This window comes from Kitasatospora sp. NPDC101176 (assembly GCF_044768035.1).
Classification (GTDB): domain Bacteria; phylum Actinomycetota; class Actinomycetes; order Streptomycetales; family Streptomycetaceae; genus Kitasatospora.
Map to the genome: position 1 here is coordinate 1 of NZ_JBIWPA010000040.1, position 18,281 is coordinate 18,281.

Consider the following 18,281-nt stretch of genomic DNA (forward strand, 5'->3'; position numbering starts at 1 on the left):
CGCCGGGATCACCGCCGACTACGACGCCGGCGTGCTGACCCTGAAGATCCCGGTCGCCGAGAAGGCCAAGCCCCGCAAGGTCGCCATCAGCCACAGCGGCGAACGCAAGCAGATCCGGGCCTGACCCGTCCCCCGACCGTTCCGGCCGCCCCCGATCTCCCCCCTCGATCGAAGGGGCGCCCGGAACACCCCCCGCCGGCCGCTTCCCGAGGCCGCCCGGACGGTCAGCGCCCTGGCCGCCCGCAGCGCTGCGCCAGGCCCGGGGGCGCAAGATCCGGCTGCTGAACCTCACCGGTCTACACCGGCACCGGGTACTCGGACTCCGATCCGGGCACCGGTCGCGCCGGCGCCGAGACGGAGGGAGAACCGCGGTGACTCTTCGATGGGAGGCGTTCCTGGAGGAGGTCCGGGAACGCGGCGAGTACGACACCACACAGGAGGCCGAGCGCGCGGCCCGGGTCGTCCTGGCCCTGCTGGGCGCCCACCTGGTCGGCGACGTGCGCGCCCAACTGGCCGCCCGGCTACCGGAGACCATGGCCCTGATCCTGCTCAACCCCCTGCAGGCCGCCGAGCCGCTCAACCCGGAACGCTTCGTGCGCGCGACGGCCGCCTGGATCGAGGGCGCCACCGAAGCCACGGCCCTGTGGGACATCGGCGCCGTCCTGTCCACCGTGGCCGACGCCGCCGGCGACGACCTCACCGGGCGCATCCTGCTCCAACTCCCGCCCGGCTACGACCTGCTGTTCGGCCACCCGACCGCAGGACACGACCCCGACCACCCCCACGCCGCCGCCGACCCGCGGCCGGCCGGCCCCCGGAAGGCTCCACAGCCATGACCCGCTACCGCCACCTGATCCAGCAGGTCCGCACCCTCGGCCGCTACGCCGGCGACGAGGAAGCCGAACGCGTCCTCACCGCCGTCATGGGCGTCCTCGGCTCCCAGCTCACCGGCGAGGAGCGCTGCGACCTCGCCGCGGTCCTGCCCGACCGCGCCCGCGCCGTCTTCGCCTCGCAGATCCCCCTCCCCGCCCCGGTCACAGCCCCCGTCTTCGTCGAAGCGGTCGCCCGCAACCTGGGCACCAGCCTCACCGCGGCCCGCTGGGACACCTCCTCCGTCCTCGCCGCCCTCGCCGCCCTCGCCGACGACGACCTCAGCGACCGCATCCTCGCCCAGCTGCCCCGCGGCTACGCCCTGCTGTTCGGCCGCGCCGACCTGACGGTCGCCGCCTGAACAGACCCGGAGGGGGAACCCGGGAGACCCCGGCCCGGGCGCTCCCCCTCCCGTGGGCCGGACGTCCGTCCCGGCGCTGCGGACGACGCCACCCGGGCTGGCGCAGGCCCACCACCAGAGAAGACCCCCCGCCGGAAGGGGCTCCGCCCATGTCCGCCGGACACCGTTCGCGCGCCGAGAACACCACTGCCACCGCGCCGTCGATGCGCATCACGACCACGAGAACCGGCAGAGGATCCCACGTCGTCCGTCTTGCGGGCGAGGTCGACCACGACCAGAGCCGAGTGCTGGAGAGCGCACTCGACCGCGCGGTGGCCGATCGCCCCGCACGGCTGGTCGTCGACATGTCGGCCCTGACCTTCTGCGATTCCACCCTCGTGAACGCACTGCTCAAGATCCGCGTCAGCGCACGGGCTGCCGGGGTCGAGCTGGTCCTGGCCGCGCCCCCGCCACAGGCCAGGCGACTGCTGGAGATCACCGGCGTCGACGAGATCTTCACCCTGCGCGGCAGCGTCCGTGCCGCCACCGGCGGGTGAGCGGCCACGGACAGGACCTCCCGTCACGGGCCCGGGCCGCCCGGACCGGGACCGCCCCGGCGGGTCGTCACCCGGTCTCGAACTGCACGAGGTGGGCGACCTCGCGGCCCTGCGCGTCGAGACAGGGGTAGATGCCGCCGCTCTCGCCATGGTCCAGCAGCGCGATGACCGTCGACCCGGTCAGTTCGTCCGACAGGACGTGCCATCCGGCGCGGAACGCGTCAGGAGTGGGGTTCTCGGGCGGCTGCAGGGCGTCGGGACCGTACTGCCGACACGCCCCCTCGAACGCCGGCAGCAGACCCCGGTCCCGGCCGTTCGCCGCACGGCGCCGGATCTCCTGCCCGGCCAGCCTCATCAGCCCGCTCACCAGGGCGCCGTCGTCGTTCCGCCGATCGCCGAGGCACACGACGCCGCAGTGCGTCATCACGCCCACGCCCGAGTACTCACCGAGCTCCACCGGCGGTGCCTCGTCGAACCACAGCAGCAACCCGAGCGTCATCGGCGCCTCTCCCGGCGCCGCATCCATCACCGCGTACACCCGATGGCTGCCCGCAGGCACCTCCAGGCCGTCCGCCTCACCAGACGTGGGGTCGTACACGAGGGCCATGTCCGAAGAGACCGGGAGCGTACCCACGGGATGGATCCACCACGAATCGCGCGGCCCGCTCCTCTGCGGTGCTTCCACGAGGTGGGCGAACAGGGCCTCGGCGAAATCCATCTGACGTTCCTCACTGCCAGGGCAGAGCGGGGTCGCCCTCCTCCGGGCCCGCATCCTCTCAGCAGCCCCTGACAACGAAGGCCTTCAGAGGCAGCGGAACCCTTCCGGCCGTCGTCCGGGAGCACGGCGACGTCCATGCGCCGGGGCGGACGCCGGAACAGCGCACCGCGTCCGCCGCCCGTGGTCCGTCCGTGCGAAGGCCGCTCCAGCGGATCCGCCGCCCTGCCGCGGCACGAGAGGCTGCGGTTCGCGGCATCGGGCAGACGATGGAATGACACGGGACTCCGATGCGGCGACCGGGCGAGGAGGTGGTGCACGGTGGCGGAGCGGCTGGGGCCGGCCGATGCGGCACTGGCGGCGGGCGGCCTGCTGGACGTCCTCGGCGTGGCGGCCGTCGTGGTGGACGGGCAGGGGCGGATCTCGCTGTGGAGCCCGCAGGCACAGGCGCTGTTCGGCTACCGGGGCGAGGAGGCGCTCGGCCGCGCGGCGATCGACCTGCTGGTCTCGCCGGACCGGCGGCAGGCGGTGCTGGAGGCGTTCGAGCGGGTGATGGCCGGCGAGGGCACCTGGGCGGGGGCGTTCCCGGCCCGGCACAAGGACGGGCGCACGGTGCTGGTGGAGATGCGCAACATGCGCCTGCAGGCCGCGTCCGGCACCTGGTACGCGCTGGGCATCGTGTCGCCCCGGGAGACCCTGCAACGGGTGGAGCGGGACCTGGCGCTGTCGGCGCGGATGGTCGACCAGGCGCCGATCGGCCTCGCGGTCCTGGACGAGGACCTGCGCTACGAGCTGGTGAACCCCGCGCTGGAGCGGATCAACGGGGTGCCGGCCGCCGAGCACCTGGGCCGCACCCCGCACGAGGTCCTGCCGCACCTGGACGTCGCGGCGATCGAGGACCGGATGCGCAGGGTGCTGGCCACCGGCCGACCGGTGCTGGAGGAGTTCACCGTCGGCCACATGCCGCACGACGACCGCACCCACGCGTGGACGTCGTCGTTCTACCGGCTGGAGGACCAGGCACACCGGGTGATGGGGCTGGCGATCTCCGTCATCGACGTCACGAACTCCTACGAGCAGTCCCTGACCGCGGCCCGCGCCCGGCGGCGCCTGTCGCTGATCGCCGATGCGTCGATCCGGGTCGGCACCACGCTGGACCTGCCCACCACGGCCCGGGAGCTGGCGGAGGTGGCCGTGCCGGAGGTCGCCGACATCGCCGCCGTCGACCTGCTGGACGCCGCCCTGCCCGGGGCGACGGGCCGCGCCGACGACGGGCCCGCCCGCTTCCGCGCGATGGCGATCAAAGCCGCCCAGCCCACGCCCGCGACCCGGGCCGCGGACCCGGTCGGCGAGGTCACCCGCTACCACCCCCGCCGCCTGGTCACCCAGGCCGCCGTCGGAGGCCGCCCCGTCCTCGTCGCCCACGTGAGCGCCGCCGACCTGCCCCGCATCGCCCGCGACGAGACCGCCGCCCGCCTCCTCGCCGAGGCCGGCGTCCACTCCTACCTGGCGGTGCCGCTCATCGCCCGCGGACAGGTCCTCGGCGCCCTCGACCTCAAACGCACCCGCAACCCCGACCCGTTCGACCAGGACGACGTCCTGCTCGCCACCGAACTCGCCGCCCGCGCCGCCGTCGCCATCGACAACGCCCGCTGGTACCAGCACCAGCGCCAGGCCACCCTCGCCCTCCAGCGCCACCTCCTGCCACCCCAGCACGCCCCCCACCCGCCCGGCCTGGCCATCGCCCACCGCTACCAGCCCGCCAGCGCCACCGACGACACCGGCGGCGACTGGTTCGACACCATCCCCCTGGCCGGCCACCGCACCGCCCTGGTCGTCGGCGACGTCATGGGCTCCGGGATCAACGCCGCCGCCACCATGGGCCAGCTGCGCACCACCACCCGCGCCCTGGCCCGGCTCACCACCGACCCGGCCGACCTCCTCACCCACCTCGACGCCACCACCCGAGACCTCGGCGACGCCATGGCCACCTGCCTGATCGCCCTGTTCGACCCGGCCACCGGGCTCCTGCGCATCGCCTCCGCCGGCCACCCCCCGCCCGTCCTCGCCCGCCCCGGCGACACCCCCCACCCGGTCCGGATCGACCCCGGTCCGCCGCTGGGCGTCGGCGGCCTGCCGTTCCCCACCCGCGACCTCACCCTGCGCCCGGGCGACGACCTCGTCCTCTACACCGACGGCCTCGTCGAAGTCCGCGACCAGGACATCGACCGCCGTCTGCAGACCCTCGCCGACCTCCTCGCCGGCCCCCGCCGCCCGCTGGACGACACGTGCGACCTGCTCCTCGCCGCCCTGCGCCGGCCCGACACCCCGGACGACGTCGCCCTCCTCATCGCCCGCGTCCTGCCCGTCGGCCCGGACACCCCCGACCCGTGAACCGGCAGCGCTCCCGGCCCGGGCCCGCCGATCGCCGCCGCGCGGCTCGGCCGGAGGCCGGGCCCCGGACCCGTGCGACCGGACGGTATCGAACGCCCTCTGAGGGTCTCGGGGGTGCCGAATGCCGGCGTTCCGGCTTTCTCGCGGCCGGTCGCCTCCCGTCACCGGCTCAGGAGGGCCTTGAGGGTCCGTGCCGTGGCGTGCGGAAAGGTGGTGTTCCCGTTGTGGCCGCCGGGGAAGACGGCCGGCTTCGTGCCCATCAGCTCCGCCAGGGCCAGCGCGCAGCGGAGGGTGTGCACGGTGGGCCGGGGCCCTTCGCCGAGGTCCACGAGAACCCGTAGGAGCCGAGCACGAGTTGCCGCCCCGGCGGTGGGGCGTCCGACTCCGGCCCGGCGCCATCGGCTCCGGCTCACGGGAAGGCAGCCGGCTGCGCCGCGGGCTGCTCGGTGCCACCGCCTGGGCGGTGGCGCTCGACGAACACGAACTCAGGAGGAACGGCTCGGCACCCCGTGGAGCGGCTTTCAGCCTTCGGCTGGTCGGGGACTGCTGACGGGCGGCTGAACGGTGGCCCCGGACACGCCGGCCGGCCCGGCGGCGTCGCGGCGTAGCTCCGCTGCGAACTGTGCACCCGCCAGCAGCGCCAGGTTGGAGAGCCACAGCCAGATCAGGAACAGCACCGTCCCCGCAAGCGAGCCGTACAGGCGGCTGTAGGTGCCCAGGGCGCTGGTGTACAGCGTGAAGCCGGCCGAGAAGGCCAGCCAGAGCGCCGCCGCCAGGGCGCCGCCGGGCAGGCTGGTGTGCCGCCGCCGCGCCGGTTCGGGGCCGGTCCGGAAGACGATCAGCACCAGTACCGCCACCACCAGCAGCAGAACGGGCCAGCGGGCAACCGACCACACCAGCGGTACCGTCCCGCCCAGGTGCAGAGCCCGGCCCACTCCCTCGGCGACAGGACCGCTCAGGATCAAGGCCAGGGCGCCCACCGCCAGCAGTACCAGCAGCACCGCCGCCGTCGCCACGATCCGCGGGGCCTTGCGCAGCGGGGAGCGCCGGTCGCTGGTGCCGTGCATCCGGTGGAGCGCCCGCCGGAACACCGCCAGATAGCTGCAGCACGACCACAGCGCGCTGCCGGCGCCCCCCGCCAGCAGTGTCCAGCCGGTCGAACCACCGCCCAGTGCCTGGGACAGCACTCCGCCCAGTTGCGCGCCGGCCTGGCCCGGCACCAGCCCGGCCAGGTGCGCCGCCGCGTCCCGGGCCACCGCCGGGCTGATCAGTGCGAAGCCGACCACGGTGGCCAGCAGCGCCGGCAGGACCGCCAGGATCGCGTAGTACGTCAGGGCTGCGGCGAAGTCGGTGACGTCGTCGTTCCACATCGTCAGCGGCGTGCGCCGCAGGGCCCGCCACCACCGTCCGTCGCCACCCGACGACCGAGCCACCGCACACCCCCGACTGCCCAGGAGACCGAAGGCGTCCGATCGGACGCCTCGGCCGCCTGCCCGCTCCGTACGATGCGAAACGCCTCATCCGCATGACGGCTGTCGTGCCAGCCGGTGAGGCGGACGACCGGGTTCCGTAGCAGGGCCACCAGGGCACGGGGCGTCGGTCCGGCAGGGCCGCGGGAGTGGCGAACGTCGTGCGCGCCGTCTCCGTCCAGGGCCCGGTCGGCCTCGCTGCGCCCGGTCGTTGCGGGAGGCGGCGGCGGGCGCCGGCGACCGACCCCGTGACCCGCGGGATCGGCCAGTGGCGTCCGGCTGGAAGCGAGCCGACCCGCCTACGCCCACGCCGAGCTCGGCGAGCGGCGCGAGCCGGGTTCGACGGCCCTTCTCCCTCGGCTGCCGACCGCGGGATCCGGCGCCGCCCTCCCGGCTCGTTCCGGGCCGCAACGCCGGTGCCACGAAACGTTTCTGACGGTCCGTGGCACCGCACGGCAGGCGGGCCACGGACTGTCTCGGCCCGGCGGTAGCCCGCCGAGGCCCTGAGGGGCCGCAAGGTCGGCACCCCGCGGGCGGCGGCCTTCCGGTTCCTGCCCCGCGGTGCGCCGCGATGGGGTGGCGAGGAGTGCGTCGAGGGCGGCGAGCAGTGCCCGTTCAGTTGCGTGAGAGTCATCCTTCCCGTGCTTGACATGCACTTGAAGGTAATGCCTGGCCTGGATACCTTCGTCACCAGAGCGCAGGACGCACCGCACGACGCGGCTGGACCGGCCTCAACCACCCCTTCTCGCACGGGAGTACCGCCATGTCCGCAATGCTTCAGACCACCGCCGCCGACCTCTCCGACCCCGCGCTCTCCGCCGCCGACCTGCTCGCCCGGACCACTGACGCGGTGCGCGAGGCCGGTGCGGCGCTGCGCGGGCGCTTCGGCGAGGTGGTCGCCTACCGGACCCGCGAAGAGCTGATGGCCGCACTCGCCGCCAACGACGACGCGGCCCTCGCCGTCCTGCGCCCCGCCCTCACCGAACTGCGCCCGGGCGCGGGCTGGGTGGAGGACGAGCTGGACGGCGGTGCGCTGCCGGCCGGCGAGTGGTGGGTGGTGGACCCGGCCGAGGGCAACGTCAACCACCTGCACGCCCTGCCGGAGTGGGCGGTCACCGCCACCCTGGTGCGCGACAACCGGCCGGTGCTCACCGTCGTCCACCTCGCGCTGACCGGCGAGACCTACACCGCGCTCACCGGCGCGGGCGCCCACCTCGACGGCCGGCCGCTGCGCGTCTCCCCGACCGAGGACCTGGGCCTGGGCATCGTGGCCACCAGCCAGGCCCGACCGGACGAGGACGAGACGGTCGTGCGCCGGGTCGGCTCCTCGATCACCGCGATGCTCTCCGACGCGCTCGTGGTGCGCACCGCCGTGCCCGCGACGCTGCACCTGGTGAACGTGGCCGCCGGCCGGATGGACGCCTTCTGGCAGTTCGCCGGCGCCCGCGCGGACCTGCTGCCCGGCGCGCTGCTCGTCACCGAGGCGGGCGGGACGGTCTCCGACGCCCAGGGCCGCCCCTGGACCCCGCAGAGCGCGGGCTTCCTCGCCGCCACGCCCGGTGTCCACGCCGCGGCCGTCGCCACGCTCTCCCGCTGACCGCACATCACGACCCGCGGCCACATCTCACGGGCACACCTCACGGCCACAGCCCGCGGCCACGACCCACCGCCACAACCCGTCCGCGACGAAAAGGACCTGACCACCATGACCACGATCGCAGTCCTCGGAAACGGCCGCGTCGGCGGCAATCTGGCCGCCGCCCTCACCCGGGCGGGGCACGAGGTGAGCGCGGTGGACCGCGCACCGGGTGCCGCCGCCGCTGCCGCCCGGACGGCCGAGGTCGTCATCAACGCCACCCCGGGCGCCGGCTCGCTGGAACGGCTCGCCGCCCTGCGCGAAGAGCTGCGCGGCAAGATCCTCGTCGACGTCTCCAACGCCACCGTCGACGGACCGGACGGACTGCCCGCCGACCTGATCTACCCCGGCTCCAGCCTGGCCGAGCAACTCCAGGAAGCGCTCCCGCAGACGCGTGTCGTCAAGACCCTCAACACCATGCTCTTCCCGGTGATGACCGCGCCGGCCACCCTCACCGAACCGCCGACCGCGTTCCTGTCCGGCGAGGACCCGCAGGCCAAGCAGACCGTCCGCGGCCTGCTCGCCGACCTCGGCTGGCACGAGGAGTGGATCACCGATCTCGGCGGCATCCACACCGCCCGCGCCACGGAAGCCGCGATCCTGTTCGTGCCGCACGTCATCCGCGCCAGCGGGTTCACGCCCTTCGCGATCTCGATCGCCCGCTGACCAGGCACCGCGCGACGGCCTCCGGGACCACCTCAAAGTCCCGGCAGCCCACGGCCGTCGACGAGGCCGGCTACCGGCTTCCGGCGCCCCCTCGGGACCGGCGCAGCACGCCGCCGCCCGCGGCCATCCCGGCGGTGAGCGTCCGACACCGCCGCCCGGATGCACCCGGTCGTAGGGAGTGGTCGACTCGAAACGACGGGAAGTCTCGGGGGCCGTCACGGAGAGGAGCCGAGCGATGCCGAAGGTATCCAAGCAGTCCGCGACGAATGTCCAGGAGTTCGGTCCGGTGACCGACCGCCGCGAGGAGATGAACGGCTACACCGTCGAATTCGTCTCCTTCGGGGCGGACGCGGACCTGGACGGGCCGCTTCAGTCGCTGCCCGACGGGCGGTGCCAGTGCCCGCACTGGGGCTACGTCATCGCCGGGCGCATGCGCTTCGTCTTCGCCGACCACGAGGAGGTGTACGAGGCCGGCGACGCGTTCTACCAGCCGCCGGGCCACCGGCCGTACGTCGACGCCGGGACGGAGTTGCTGCAGTTCAGCCCCACCGACGCGCTCGCCCGCACCGAGCAGGCCATCATGGACTGGATGGGCCGCCAACAGGGCGGCACGCCTTAGCGGCTCGGCCGCCGCATCCTGCCGGTCCGACCTCGACCCACGGGGAGCGGGGCCGGCCGGTCGGCACCCGCTGCTCGCGCCGTTCTCGGACGAGCGGGGGGAGGGGGCACACGAGGGCCGGCTCCCGGGGCGACGACGGGCTGTGCGCCGGCGGCCGCCAGGCCGACGCCGATCGTGAGGCGGGGGAGGCTGCCGAGCGCGGGCGGGCCGTCGCCGCGCTCGCGGTCCCTTCGCCGGTTCGGATCGCCGCGGACACCCGTCACCCTCACCTCACCGACGTATTGCCCTGAGGTATTGCTCTCCTGCGGCCTCTCCTCGACGACCCCGCCCCGTCGCTTCCCCCGAGCGTGGTCGGGGGAAGCGACGGGGCGAGTGGCTCCCGGCGCTGCGGTTCAGGCCCGGCGGCGCAGCCGGCGGCCGAGCAGGACGGCGCCGGCACCGAGCGTCGCGAGCCCTGCGGCGAGGGCGGCCGGGAGGATGCCGGTCCCGGCTTCGCTCCCGGTGGCGGCGAGCTCCGCTGCGACGGGCGCGGCCGCCGCAGTCGGGGCGGTGGCGGGGGCGGGCGCAGCCGGGGCGGCCGGGGCGGGCGCGACCGGCGCGGTGTCGGTGGCGGGCCCGGCGACGGGCGCGGTGCCCGTGGCCGGCTTGGCGCCCGCGCCGGACGTGGTGCCGGAGGTGCTGCCGGCACCCTGCTTGGTACCGCTGCCGGAGGTGTTGCCGGCACCCTGCTTGGTACCGCTGCCGGAGGCACCCGAGGCACCCGAGGCACCCGAGGCACCCGAGGCACCCGAGGCACGCGTAGTGCCGGACGTGCCCGAAGTGCCCGAGGCCGCGGAGCCCTTGGCCGGGGCGACGATCGTGACGGTGCTGCCCTGGGCGCACAGGGTGGTCCCGTGGAACGGGGAGGCCTCGTTGACGAAGACGCACGGGTCGATCTTGGTCGCCCCGAGCGGCGTGGTGGCGTCGTAGGACACCCGGACCCGGGTCACCGTGGTCTTGTGGGCGCCGATCGAGGAGTCGCGGCCCTGCAGGTAGACGCCGGGCTTGCCGTCCGGGTCGGCGTCGGAGACCTTCTTCAGCGTGGTCCACCGGCCGTTCGCGGTGCGCACCTGGACGGTGGCGTGCGGGTCGGTGAAGAGCACGTTGCCGAGGTTGGCGTAGGCGGACGGGGTGGGGTTGGTCAGCACGGCGTCGAACTCGATCGGCTCGCCGCCGGCGACCGCCGTGGCGGGCAGGTGCGCCAGCGAGGTGCTGATGGAGTCGACGCCGATCTTCGCGAACCGCTCGTCCAGCTTGGGCCCCGATCCCGGCTCGGTGAGACGGGAGCCCAGGGTGATGGAGCGGAAGCCGCCGTTGCCGGCGCCGTCGTGCGGCAGGCCCATCGGGGCGCCGATGCGCATGTCCAGCTTCACGCTCTTTCCGGCCGCGACGGTGATGCCGTTGATCGTGCCGTTGTAGGTGACGTCGGTCTCCCCGCCGTAGAAGTCCAGCGGCACCGACTTCCAGGTGCCGTTCGCCGGGTCCTTGTAGTCGATCGTGATGGCGTGCTGCCGCGGCGTGCCCGGCTCGGTCTCGGTCTGCAGGACGAGCGCGTAGGTGGTGGTCTCGGTACCGGTGTTGGTCACGGTCTCGGTGAACGCGACCGGCTGCCCGGCGAAGCCGACCGTCGCCGGCGCCTGGACGGCCAGGGTTCCGTGGGGCGCGCCCTGGGCGGAGGCGGCCTGTGCCGGGACGGCGAGCGAGCCGCCGAGTGCGGCGACCCCCAGCGCGGCGGCGGCGACGAGACGCCGGGAGCGGGTGTTGGTGGACATGGTTCCCCCTGGGAAATGTGATGTGGGCATGTCAGGTACAGCGGGCGGCATCCGGAGCGGATGCGCGGGCGACTGCGACCGGGACTGTGAGTGGAGTGAAGCGGGCGAGGGGCGGCAACGGCCCGTGCGCCTGTCGGCCCACGGAGACCGGCTCGCGGTCGGACGAGGTCCGCCGCCTCCGGAAGGTGGCCCCCTTCCGTGCCTCTCACTGATACAGACGCGCGGCCCCCGCCGGGGTTGCAGACGGATCCGAAGAATTTTTCCCGGCCGTCTGCGCCGACGGAGGACCGGTGCGAGGCGCCTGCCGGTGTCGGTCAGGAACCGGGCGAGGCGGCCGTGGGTTCTCGGTCTGTGGCGCGCGACGGGACGTCAGTCGCTCCGCGGTGTGCCGAGGTAGCGGGCGGCGAGTTCGCGGACGGTGGTGGTGATCGAATCCCTCAGTTCCGGCGGTGCGAGGACTTCGAGGTCGGCGCCCAGCTTGAGGAACTGGTCGTGGGCGTGGGCCAGGGACTCGATGGGGAGGCGCGCCGTGGTCCAGCCGTCGGGGTCGAGGGTGCCGGTCTCGGTGGCGGCCCGGTGCTCGGCGGGGCCGAGGTGCTCGCGGATCCGGCCGAGGCCGCGGGGGGAGAGGCGGACGGTGGCGTGCGCGGTGTGGCGGCGGGCGTGGAAGTCGGCGACCTGCGCCTGCCAGTGGGCGGCCAGGCGGAAGCCGGCCGGAGGAGTGAACTGCTCTGCCAGGACGGTGAGTTCGAGGATCTGGTCGACCCGGTAGGTGCGTGGGGCGGTGCCCTCGCCGGGGGAGGCGACGAGGTACCAGCGGCCGGCCTTGAGGACCAGGCCGTACGGTTCGAGGCGGCGCTCGACCGTCCCCTCCCAGCGGCAGTAGCGCACCAGGATCGCGTACCGCTCCCGGACGGCGTCCGCGACGGCGGCCAGGTGCGGGGTCTCGTCGGCCCGGCCGTACCAGCCGGGGGCGTCGAGGTGGAACCGGTCCTCGACCCAGCCGGCCGGGGTGGGCAGTGCGGCGCGCAGCTTGAGCTGGGCGGTGGACAGGGCCTCGCCGAGACCGAGCTGGGCGGCCGGGCCGGGGAGGGCAGCGAGGAAGGCGGCCTGGGCCTCGCTGGTGGTGAGGCCGGTCAGGCGGGTGCGGAAGCCGTCCAGGAGCCGGTAGCCGCCCGCGTGCCCGGCCTCGCCGTAGAGCGGGATGCCGGCCGCGGCGAGCGCCTCCACGTCGCGGTAGACGGTCCGGACGGAGACCTCCAGCTCCTCGGCCAGCTGGGCGGCGGTCAGCCGGCCACGGTTCTGCAGGAGCAGCAGGAGGGAGAGCAGTCGGGAAGCGCGCACACCGGAAGTATCCACTGACAGGAGGTGTCAGTGGACCGGCCGTAGCGTCCCTCCCATGAACGACTTCGACTTCTTCACCGGCACCTGGCAGGTCACCAACCGCAAGCTCACCGCTCCGCTCACCGGCAGCGACGACTGGGAGGAGTTCCCCGGGACCAGCGTTGCCCGGCCGCTCTTCGGCGGCACGGGCAACTTCGACGAGATCACCTTCCCGACCCTGGGCCGCCAGGGGGCGACCCTGCGGCTGTACGACCAGGACAGCAAGCAGTGGTCGCTCCACTGGGCCGACAGCCGCACCGGCCGGCTCGAGCCGCCGGTGGTCGGCGGCTTCGACGGCGACCGGGGGGACTTCTTCGGCGAGGACGGCTACCAGGGCCGCCCGATCCGGGTGCAGTACACCTGGTACCGGCTCGGCCCGGACGCGGCCCGCTGGGAGCAGCGGTTCTCGGCCGACGGCGGGGCGAGCTGGGAGCTCAACTGGGTGATGGAGTTCACGCGTTGATCGTCGAGCTGCGGCAGTACACCCTGCGTCCCGGGATGCGGGAGACGCTGATCGAGCTGTTCGAGCGGGAGTTCGTGGCGGCGCAGGAGGCCGTGGGGATCACGCTCGGCGGGCGGTTCCGCGACGTGGACGACCCGGACCGGTTCGTCTGGGTGCGGGCCTTCCCGGACATGGCGCAGCGCAAGCGGGCGCTCGAAGCGTTCTACTACGGGCCGCTGTGGCGGGAGCACCGGGAGGCGGCGAACGCGACCATGCTCGACTCGGACGACGTGCTGCTGCTGCGCGGCCCCGGCTACCGTCCGCCCGCGCACACGCCGCTGGTGACGGTGACGATCTGCCACCTGGACCCCGGCGGGAGCGGGCCCGCGGCGGGCCCGGCGGCGCACCGCACCGAGCGCGCGGCCAACACCTTCCCCGCGCTGCCCGTCCGCGAGGAGGCCGACGTGCTGCTCTGGTTCACCGGGGGCGCGGCCGCCCGGCCGCACTGGCCCGGCCGGGTGGAACAACTGCGGCTGGCCCCGGTCGGGCCGCAGGGCTAGGCCGTTCCTTCGGATCATCGGGTCGTCCGTCGGGCCGCCGGACGGACCAGCCGACGTCACCGATCAGCTCGACCACGCCGACGCCCAGCCGACCTCTTCAACCGTATCGGGTCTGCCGGGGGCTGTGCTCGCCGTCGCAGATCCAGCTCCGCTCGCCCGCGGCGAACGACCACGGCCGGGCTCCCCAGGTGGCCTCCGATCAGCCGCCGGACCAGCGGTCGGCACTCCTGCGGGGCGCCGTGGGCGACCGGTGTCTCGGCGACGGCTTCCACCGCCTCCTCGGAGCACGCGGCGTCGTCCAGCACCGGCAGGAGCAGGCGGGCGTTTCGGATCGGTCACGCCGTCGGCACCCTCCGGGGCGCGGAGGATCGGGGCGAGCCCCGGTCAGCACAGGCCCGGACCGGTGCGGTCCTGATCCGTGCCGGCCAGGACGGCACCGGGGCTGCCGGGGGCGGCGCGGCCCCGCCCCCGGTCGGGCCGGGGTGCGGGGCCTGTCGTTCACCGATGCCCGCTCAGGAGCACGGGCGTGCAGCCGGTCAGTGCCACGCGTCGCAGGCGACGAGGTGGTCGTCCATGTTGTAGATGCAGGCGCGGACCCAGTTGCCGGGTCCGTCGTAGATGCTGTCGCCCCAGGCGGCGGTGTTCACCACCGTGCTGAGGATGCCGTCCCAGGTACTGCCGCCGTCGTAGGACCGGTCCATGTAGGTGTCGAAGTTGTGGTTGGGGGAGTACCCCTGCTGGGTCGCCCACTCGTGGTGGTTCTTGTCCAGGGTGGTGGCGAGGGTCCACCAACCCCAGCCGGCGCTGTCGCACTGGGACCAGTACACGCCGACCACGCAGTTGTGGTCGGTGGCGGGCTGCGGGCTGACGTTGAGCCGGGTGCCCTCCTCGCGGCTCTTGGCCTCGGCGGCGAGTACGATCTTCGCCTGATCCGTGGCCGCGCGCTGCGCCGGGGTGAGTACGGCGAGCTCCTGGTTGCCGCCGATGATGACCGGGTTGTCGATCGATCCGAGCGGCGCCTGCGGGTTGTAGCTGTGGTGGCCGGCCGCGGCCTTGACGGGGGAGGCGGCGTTCGCCGGGGCGGCGAGGGTGCCGAGTGCGGTGGTGGCGGCGACGGCCGCGAGAACGGCGGCGGGCTTGAGGCGGATGGTCACGGACTGTTCCTCTTCTTCTTCGGGCGGACGGCGATGGTGGCGGGGGGCGGAGGGGGCCACGACCGTGCCCCGGCCGCCGTGATCCCACGGCAGACCGTCAACTCCCCACCCGTGAGCACCGCTTACGTCGGCCTGTGGTCTCCGGCGCCATGAAATCTAGGCCGGGTCGGCGCGCTGTGGTGCACATGCCGTGCAGGGCCTCCCGACCCTGCGTGCAGTGCGGTCCGGAGGGCGTTCGCGCGGTGCTCGGTCGGCGTGAGGCCGTACGCCTCGCGGAACGCGCGGCTGAAGACGGTGGCGTTCGGGAAGCCCCAGCGGCCCGCGATCGCCTGGACGGAGTGGTTCCTCAGCTCGTGGCGCGCGAGGTCGGCGTGGCAGCGTTCGAGCCGGCTTCGGCGGATGGAGGCGGCGACGCTGACGGGCTGCCCCTCGAAGAGCGTGTAGAGGCCGCGCAGGGAGATGTGGTGCCGGTCGGCGATGGTCCGGGGCGTCAGGTCCGGGTCGCCGAGGTTGTGCTCGATGAAGCCGGCGATCCGCTGCCGCATGGCCCGGGCGCGGGCCTCGGCCGGTGCCTCGGCCGGTGCCTCGCCGAGGGCTCCGAGGTGCTGGGCCAGGCAGGCGGTGGCCAGGTCGACGGCGATGGATCCCAGGCGTGCGGTTTCCTCGGCCCGGCAGTCCGGGCCGTGCGTGACGAGTGCGGTCAGGAAGTCGGCGAGGATCGCTCCCGTTCCCCCGGTCACGGGGATGGGCCGTGCGAGGAGGCGGTCGGTCCGGCTCGGCTGCAGCGGCAGGACGGACCGGGGCATCTGCAGCACGATCGCCTGGACGAGACCGCCGTCGGAGGTGCCCGTGTCCTCCGGGGTACGTGAGGTGTCCGGCCGTAACGGGTCCTCCGCGATCACCGCCTCGGGGCGGGGCAGGGGCACCCGAAGGGCGCGTTGCGTCGTCAGCACCAGCTGGTACTGCTCGGGGTCACCCCGCGGGACACGGAACGGAGTGCGGTGCGACCGGACCGGCGAGACGGCGAAGGTCGACACCCGTACGGGGCCCAGCCCCAGGTTCGTGATCCCGGCAGGGACGCCGGTCAGGTGTTCCGTGCCGAGTGCGACGAGCATCAGCTCACCGGACACCGCGTCACCGGACCCCGGCTCACTCGGCGCCGCGTCGCTCGGTACCGCCTTACTCGGCGCCGGCTCACCGGACCGGGTGAACCTGTCCGCTGACGGCACGGCGGCTGCCGGTGCACTGCACGATCCCACGAAACCCTCCAGATGCTCACGGTGTGACAGGAACCCGGTCCTTGCGTCGGCGGAGACCACGCCCCGCCGGCGATCGGACCGGTCGACGGCCGGGCCGGGTCCGCCTCAGTACGCGACGGTGAAGCGCGTGCGCTGGTGGGCGGGCCGCTCGGCCTCGTCGAGCAGGGCGACGGCGAGGTCCTCCATCGAGACGGCGGAGACACCGTCGGCGTCGACCAGCACTTCGTCCCGGCCGAGCCGGTAGCGGCCGGTGCGCTCACCCGGTGCGAGGAGGGCGGCGGGGCTGAGGTAGGCCCAGTCGACCTCGGTGTCGGCGCGGCACAGCGCGAGCTGCTCGCCACAGGCCCGGGCGATGGGCAGCCACGAGGGCGGGAAGGCGGGGTCGTCGACGACGGTGGCGCCGTCGCCGCCCGGCAGGGTGAGGCTGCCGGCGCCGCCGACGAGCAGCAGGCGCACGCCCGTCCCGGCCAGGCCGGCCAGCAGGCCCTTGGTGGCGGTGGCGAGTTCGGACTCGCTGCCGGGCGCCGGGCGGGTGGCGCCGATCACCACGTCCTGGCCGGTGGCCAGCCGGGCGACGTCCTCGGGGGTGCGGGCGTCGCCGGTGGCGATGGTGACGGCGCCGGGCAGGCCGTGCGGCCGGGCGGGGTCGCGCAGGACGGCGGTGACCTGGTGGCCGCGGGCGACGGCCTCGGCCACCACCCGGCTGCCGACGTTGCCGGTGGCGCCGAAGACGGTGATGCGCATGGGGTTCTCCGGTTCAGGAAGGGGACGTACGGGGGGCGAACGGGTTTCGGGCGAAGCAGGCGCCCAGGCGCCGTGGACGTTCGCAGGGTGCTCGGGCTCAGCGGATGCGCTCGGGGACGGGCTGCCGCGTCGCGGCGGCCGTGGCCGGCGCGGGCTGCCCGGCGGGGGAGACCGGACTCTGTGGGGCGGCGAGGCCGGTCCGCCGCTGCGTCTGCGCCTGCGCCGCGACCAGCGAGCCGAGCACGATCACCGCCCCGAGCGCCTGGACGGGGCTGAGGTCCTGTCCGAGGGCGAGCCAGCCGAGGGCGGTGGCGACCACCGGGCTGAGCAGCCCGAGGAAGGTGACGGAGGTCGGCGGCAGCGCGCGGATCCCGCGGAACCACAGCGCGTACGCCACGGCCGCGCCGATCACGCAGAGGTAGCCGTAGCCGAGCAGGTTGCCGCCCGTCAGGTGGGCGGGCGGCGCGCCCTCCACCAGGAGCGCGACCGGAAGCAGCAGCAGACCGCCCGCGGTGAGCTGCCAGCCGGTGGTGGCGAGCAGCGGGGCCGGTGAGGTCCACCGCTTGGAGAGGACGACGCCGGTGGCCATCACGACCGCGCCGCCGAGTGCGGCGGCCACCCCGAGGCGAGCGGCTCTCCTAGGTCGAGCCCCAGATGGCGGGGGCGAGGGCGGTCAGCAGCACGATGGCGAGTCGATTACTTAGCACTAAGCCAATGTATCTCAGTGCTAAGGCATCTGGGCGCGACCCCGGGTGATCGCCGATGTGAGGTACCTCACCGCTAAGACATCGCTAAGGCGTCGCCTACCCTGGACCTTCGCCGAACACGGCCCACGGCCGGCGGCGAGGGCGGGCGGGGGTGGCGGCGCGTGGTGTCCGGGGGGTAATGGCGTACCAGGTAGTCCGGTCGCCGGTGGCAGCGCGCAGGCCGAACCTGCCGCCGCGCGGTAGGTTCGGCCCGTTCCCGCCGCACGTCATGGGGCCTGCGCGGCGTGCCCGTCGGCGCGTTCGCCGGCGGGGGAGGCGACCGGCATCGCGGTGCGGTGCGCCAGGCCGTCCAGGATGAGGGTCAGGCCGGCCTCGAAGGCCGACTCGTGGTCGAGCACGGGCAGGTCCGCCGGGCGGCCCGGGTCGTCGGCGGAGCCGGCGTCCGCCTGTTCCTCCAGGACGCTGCCGACCGTGAACCGGCTGGCGGCCAGCATCGCCATCCGGGCGTCCGACTCGGGTACCCCCGAGGTGAGCAGGAAGTCCATCTTGCGGCGGATCCGGTCGAGGTCGCCCGCGGGGGTGCTGCCGGCGTGGAGGCGCGCGCCGTCCCGGCGCATCAGCAGGGTGTGCCGGAAGCTTCGCGTGTTGGCCAGGAACCAGTCGCGCCAGTCGTCGCCGGGCGTCGGCAGCGGGGCGGCGGCATGCGGTGCCATCGCCGCCTCCGCCATGGCGGTCAGGAGGTCCTTCTTGGTGCGGAAGTACCAGTAGAGCGAGGGCTGTTCGACGCCCAGCCGCTTCGCCAGTCGCCGTGTGCTGACGGTGTCCAGCCCCACCTCGTCGAGCAGGTCGAGGGCTTCGGAGACGACGATGTCGCGGTTCACCTTGGTCACGTTGACAAATCTATCACTGATAGATGAGCCTGGGTCGGAAACCATTCACTGATAGATTTCGGGGT

The 18,281-nt window shown here is 74.2% G+C and carries 19 protein-coding genes and 1 pseudogene; 10 read left to right on the top strand and 10 right to left on the bottom strand.

What is annotated here, in order from left to right; translation table 11 throughout:
• The 4 genes and pseudogenes from ACIRS1_RS34555 to ACIRS1_RS34570 form a co-directional block, all read left to right on the top strand.
• Positions 1-124: pseudogene (locus ACIRS1_RS34555) on the top strand (Hsp20/alpha crystallin family protein); the annotation flags it as partial.
• 247 nt (positions 125-371) lie between these two features.
• Entirely contained in the window at positions 372-836 is a 465-nt protein-coding gene (locus ACIRS1_RS34560; protein WP_402846215.1) for a DUF2267 domain-containing protein, read from the top strand.
• Positions 833-1,231 carry a DUF2267 domain-containing protein gene (locus ACIRS1_RS34565; RefSeq protein ID WP_402846217.1) on the top strand — a complete coding sequence of 133 codons (399 nt, stop codon included), beginning with the start codon at positions 833-835 and terminating at the stop codon, positions 1,229-1,231. The genes ACIRS1_RS34560 and ACIRS1_RS34565 overlap by 4 nt, the downstream gene beginning before the upstream one ends.
• Positions 1,232-1,380: 149 nt before the next feature.
• Positions 1,381-1,767, top strand: coding sequence for an STAS domain-containing protein (locus tag ACIRS1_RS34570; protein ID WP_402846219.1), 387 nt, complete (start codon positions 1,381-1,383; stop codon positions 1,765-1,767).
• A 67-nt stretch (positions 1,768-1,834) separates the two neighbouring features.
• On the opposite strand, the gene ACIRS1_RS34575 is transcribed toward ACIRS1_RS34570, so the two are convergent.
• Positions 1,835-2,485, bottom strand: coding sequence for a hypothetical protein (locus ACIRS1_RS34575; protein ID WP_402846220.1), 651 nt, complete (start codon positions 2,483-2,485; stop codon positions 1,835-1,837).
• A 318-nt stretch (positions 2,486-2,803) separates the two neighbouring features.
• Between ACIRS1_RS34575 and ACIRS1_RS34580 the strand changes: the two genes are divergently transcribed.
• Complete coding sequence (locus ACIRS1_RS34580) at positions 2,804-4,876, top strand: SpoIIE family protein phosphatase (RefSeq protein WP_402846222.1); 2,073 nt, start codon at positions 2,804-2,806, stop codon at positions 4,874-4,876.
• Positions 4,877-5,037: 161 nt separating this feature from the next.
• Here the strand turns inward: ACIRS1_RS34580 and ACIRS1_RS34585 are convergent, their stop codons facing one another.
• Both ACIRS1_RS34585 and ACIRS1_RS34590 read right to left on the bottom strand, forming a co-directional pair.
• Entirely contained in the window at positions 5,038-5,175 is a 138-nt protein-coding gene (locus ACIRS1_RS34585; RefSeq protein WP_402846225.1) for a hypothetical protein, read from the bottom strand.
• A 222-nt stretch (positions 5,176-5,397) separates the two neighbouring features.
• A complete protein-coding gene (locus ACIRS1_RS34590) occupies positions 5,398-6,330 on the bottom strand; it encodes a YihY/virulence factor BrkB family protein (RefSeq protein ID WP_402846344.1) in 933 nt (310 codons plus the stop codon).
• 778 nt (positions 6,331-7,108) lie between these two features.
• On the opposite strand from ACIRS1_RS34590, the gene ACIRS1_RS34595 reads away from it, so the two are divergent.
• From ACIRS1_RS34595 to ACIRS1_RS34605, 3 genes are all read left to right on the top strand, one after another.
• Positions 7,109-7,942: an inositol monophosphatase family protein gene (locus ACIRS1_RS34595; protein ID WP_402846227.1), complete on the top strand. Its 834-nt coding sequence runs from the start codon at positions 7,109-7,111 to the stop codon at positions 7,940-7,942.
• Between the two features lie 108 nt (positions 7,943-8,050).
• On the top strand, positions 8,051-8,647 hold the full coding sequence (locus ACIRS1_RS34600; RefSeq protein ID WP_402846229.1) for an NADPH-dependent F420 reductase: 597 nt from the start codon (positions 8,051-8,053) through the stop codon (positions 8,645-8,647).
• 235 nt (positions 8,648-8,882) lie between these two features.
• Positions 8,883-9,266: a hypothetical protein gene (locus tag ACIRS1_RS34605; protein WP_402846231.1), complete on the top strand. Its 384-nt coding sequence runs from the start codon at positions 8,883-8,885 to the stop codon at positions 9,264-9,266.
• A gap of 392 nt (positions 9,267-9,658) precedes the next feature.
• Here the strand turns inward: ACIRS1_RS34605 and ACIRS1_RS34610 are convergent, their stop codons facing one another.
• Both ACIRS1_RS34610 and ACIRS1_RS34615 read right to left on the bottom strand, forming a co-directional pair.
• A complete protein-coding gene (locus ACIRS1_RS34610; protein ID WP_402846233.1) occupies positions 9,659-11,077 on the bottom strand; it encodes a hypothetical protein in 1,419 nt (472 codons plus the stop codon).
• A gap of 369 nt (positions 11,078-11,446) precedes the next feature.
• On the bottom strand, positions 11,447-12,421 hold the full coding sequence (locus ACIRS1_RS34615) for a helix-turn-helix transcriptional regulator (RefSeq protein ID WP_402846235.1): 975 nt from the start codon (positions 12,419-12,421) through the stop codon (positions 11,447-11,449).
• Between the two features lie 55 nt (positions 12,422-12,476).
• On the opposite strand from ACIRS1_RS34615, the gene ACIRS1_RS34620 reads away from it, so the two are divergent.
• Both ACIRS1_RS34620 and ACIRS1_RS34625 read left to right on the top strand, forming a co-directional pair.
• Positions 12,477-12,923 (top strand): hypothetical protein, encoded by a 447-nt coding sequence (locus ACIRS1_RS34620; protein WP_402846237.1) that lies wholly within the window; start codon positions 12,477-12,479, stop codon positions 12,921-12,923.
• The gene (locus tag ACIRS1_RS34625; RefSeq protein ID WP_402846240.1) at positions 12,920-13,462 is read left to right on the top strand and encodes an NIPSNAP family protein; all 543 of its coding nucleotides are present in this window, start codon (positions 12,920-12,922) and stop codon (positions 13,460-13,462) included. The genes ACIRS1_RS34620 and ACIRS1_RS34625 overlap by 4 nt, the downstream gene beginning before the upstream one ends.
• Positions 13,463-13,998: 536 nt before the next feature.
• Here the strand turns inward: ACIRS1_RS34625 and ACIRS1_RS34630 are convergent.
• The 5 genes from ACIRS1_RS34630 to ACIRS1_RS34650 all read right to left on the bottom strand — a co-directional run bounded on the left by ACIRS1_RS34630 (position 13,999) and on the right by ACIRS1_RS34650 (position 18,216).
• The gene (locus tag ACIRS1_RS34630) at positions 13,999-14,616 is read right to left on the bottom strand and encodes a hypothetical protein (RefSeq protein WP_402846242.1); all 618 of its coding nucleotides are present in this window, start codon (positions 14,614-14,616) and stop codon (positions 13,999-14,001) included.
• 122 nt (positions 14,617-14,738) lie between these two features.
• On the bottom strand, positions 14,739-15,731 hold the full coding sequence (locus ACIRS1_RS34635; RefSeq protein WP_402846244.1) for a helix-turn-helix domain-containing protein: 993 nt from the start codon (positions 15,729-15,731) through the stop codon (positions 14,739-14,741).
• A 249-nt stretch (positions 15,732-15,980) separates the two neighbouring features.
• Positions 15,981-16,619 carry an NAD(P)-dependent oxidoreductase gene (locus tag ACIRS1_RS34640; RefSeq protein WP_402846246.1) on the bottom strand — a complete coding sequence of 213 codons (639 nt, stop codon included), beginning with the start codon at positions 16,617-16,619 and terminating at the stop codon, positions 15,981-15,983.
• A gap of 97 nt (positions 16,620-16,716) precedes the next feature.
• Complete coding sequence (locus tag ACIRS1_RS34645) at positions 16,717-17,238, bottom strand: DMT family transporter (protein WP_402846248.1); 522 nt, start codon at positions 17,236-17,238, stop codon at positions 16,717-16,719.
• Positions 17,239-17,592: 354 nt separating this feature from the next.
• Positions 17,593-18,216, bottom strand: a complete 624-nt coding sequence (locus ACIRS1_RS34650; protein ID WP_402846251.1) for a TetR/AcrR family transcriptional regulator C-terminal domain-containing protein — start codon at positions 18,214-18,216, stop codon at positions 17,593-17,595.
• Between the last annotated feature and the right edge of the window lie 65 nt (positions 18,217-18,281).

Bases quoted from the DNA above. Each gene is read 5' to 3' on its own strand.
- ACIRS1_RS34565 (WP_402846217.1), top strand. From the start codon at position 833: ATGACCCGCTACCGCCACCTGATCCAGCAGGTCCGCACCCTCGGCCGC.
- ACIRS1_RS34570 (WP_402846219.1), top strand. From the start codon at position 1,381: ATGTCCGCCGGACACCGTTCGCGCGCCGAGAACACCACTGCCACCGCG.
- ACIRS1_RS34575 (WP_402846220.1), bottom strand. From the start codon at position 2,485: ATGGATTTCGCCGAGGCCCTGTTCGCCCACCTCGTGGAAGCACCGCAG.
- ACIRS1_RS34595 (WP_402846227.1), top strand. From the start codon at position 7,109: ATGTCCGCAATGCTTCAGACCACCGCCGCCGACCTCTCCGACCCCGCG.
- ACIRS1_RS34600 (WP_402846229.1), top strand. From the start codon at position 8,051: ATGACCACGATCGCAGTCCTCGGAAACGGCCGCGTCGGCGGCAATCTG.
- ACIRS1_RS34605 (WP_402846231.1), top strand. From the start codon at position 8,883: ATGCCGAAGGTATCCAAGCAGTCCGCGACGAATGTCCAGGAGTTCGGT.
- ACIRS1_RS34610 (WP_402846233.1), bottom strand. From the start codon at position 11,077: ATGTCCACCAACACCCGCTCCCGGCGTCTCGTCGCCGCCGCCGCGCTG.
- ACIRS1_RS34620 (WP_402846237.1), top strand. From the start codon at position 12,477: ATGAACGACTTCGACTTCTTCACCGGCACCTGGCAGGTCACCAACCGC.
- ACIRS1_RS34635 (WP_402846244.1), bottom strand. From the start codon at position 15,731: ATGCTCGTCGCACTCGGCACGGAACACCTGACCGGCGTCCCTGCCGGG.
- ACIRS1_RS34640 (WP_402846246.1), bottom strand. From the start codon at position 16,619: ATGCGCATCACCGTCTTCGGCGCCACCGGCAACGTCGGCAGCCGGGTG.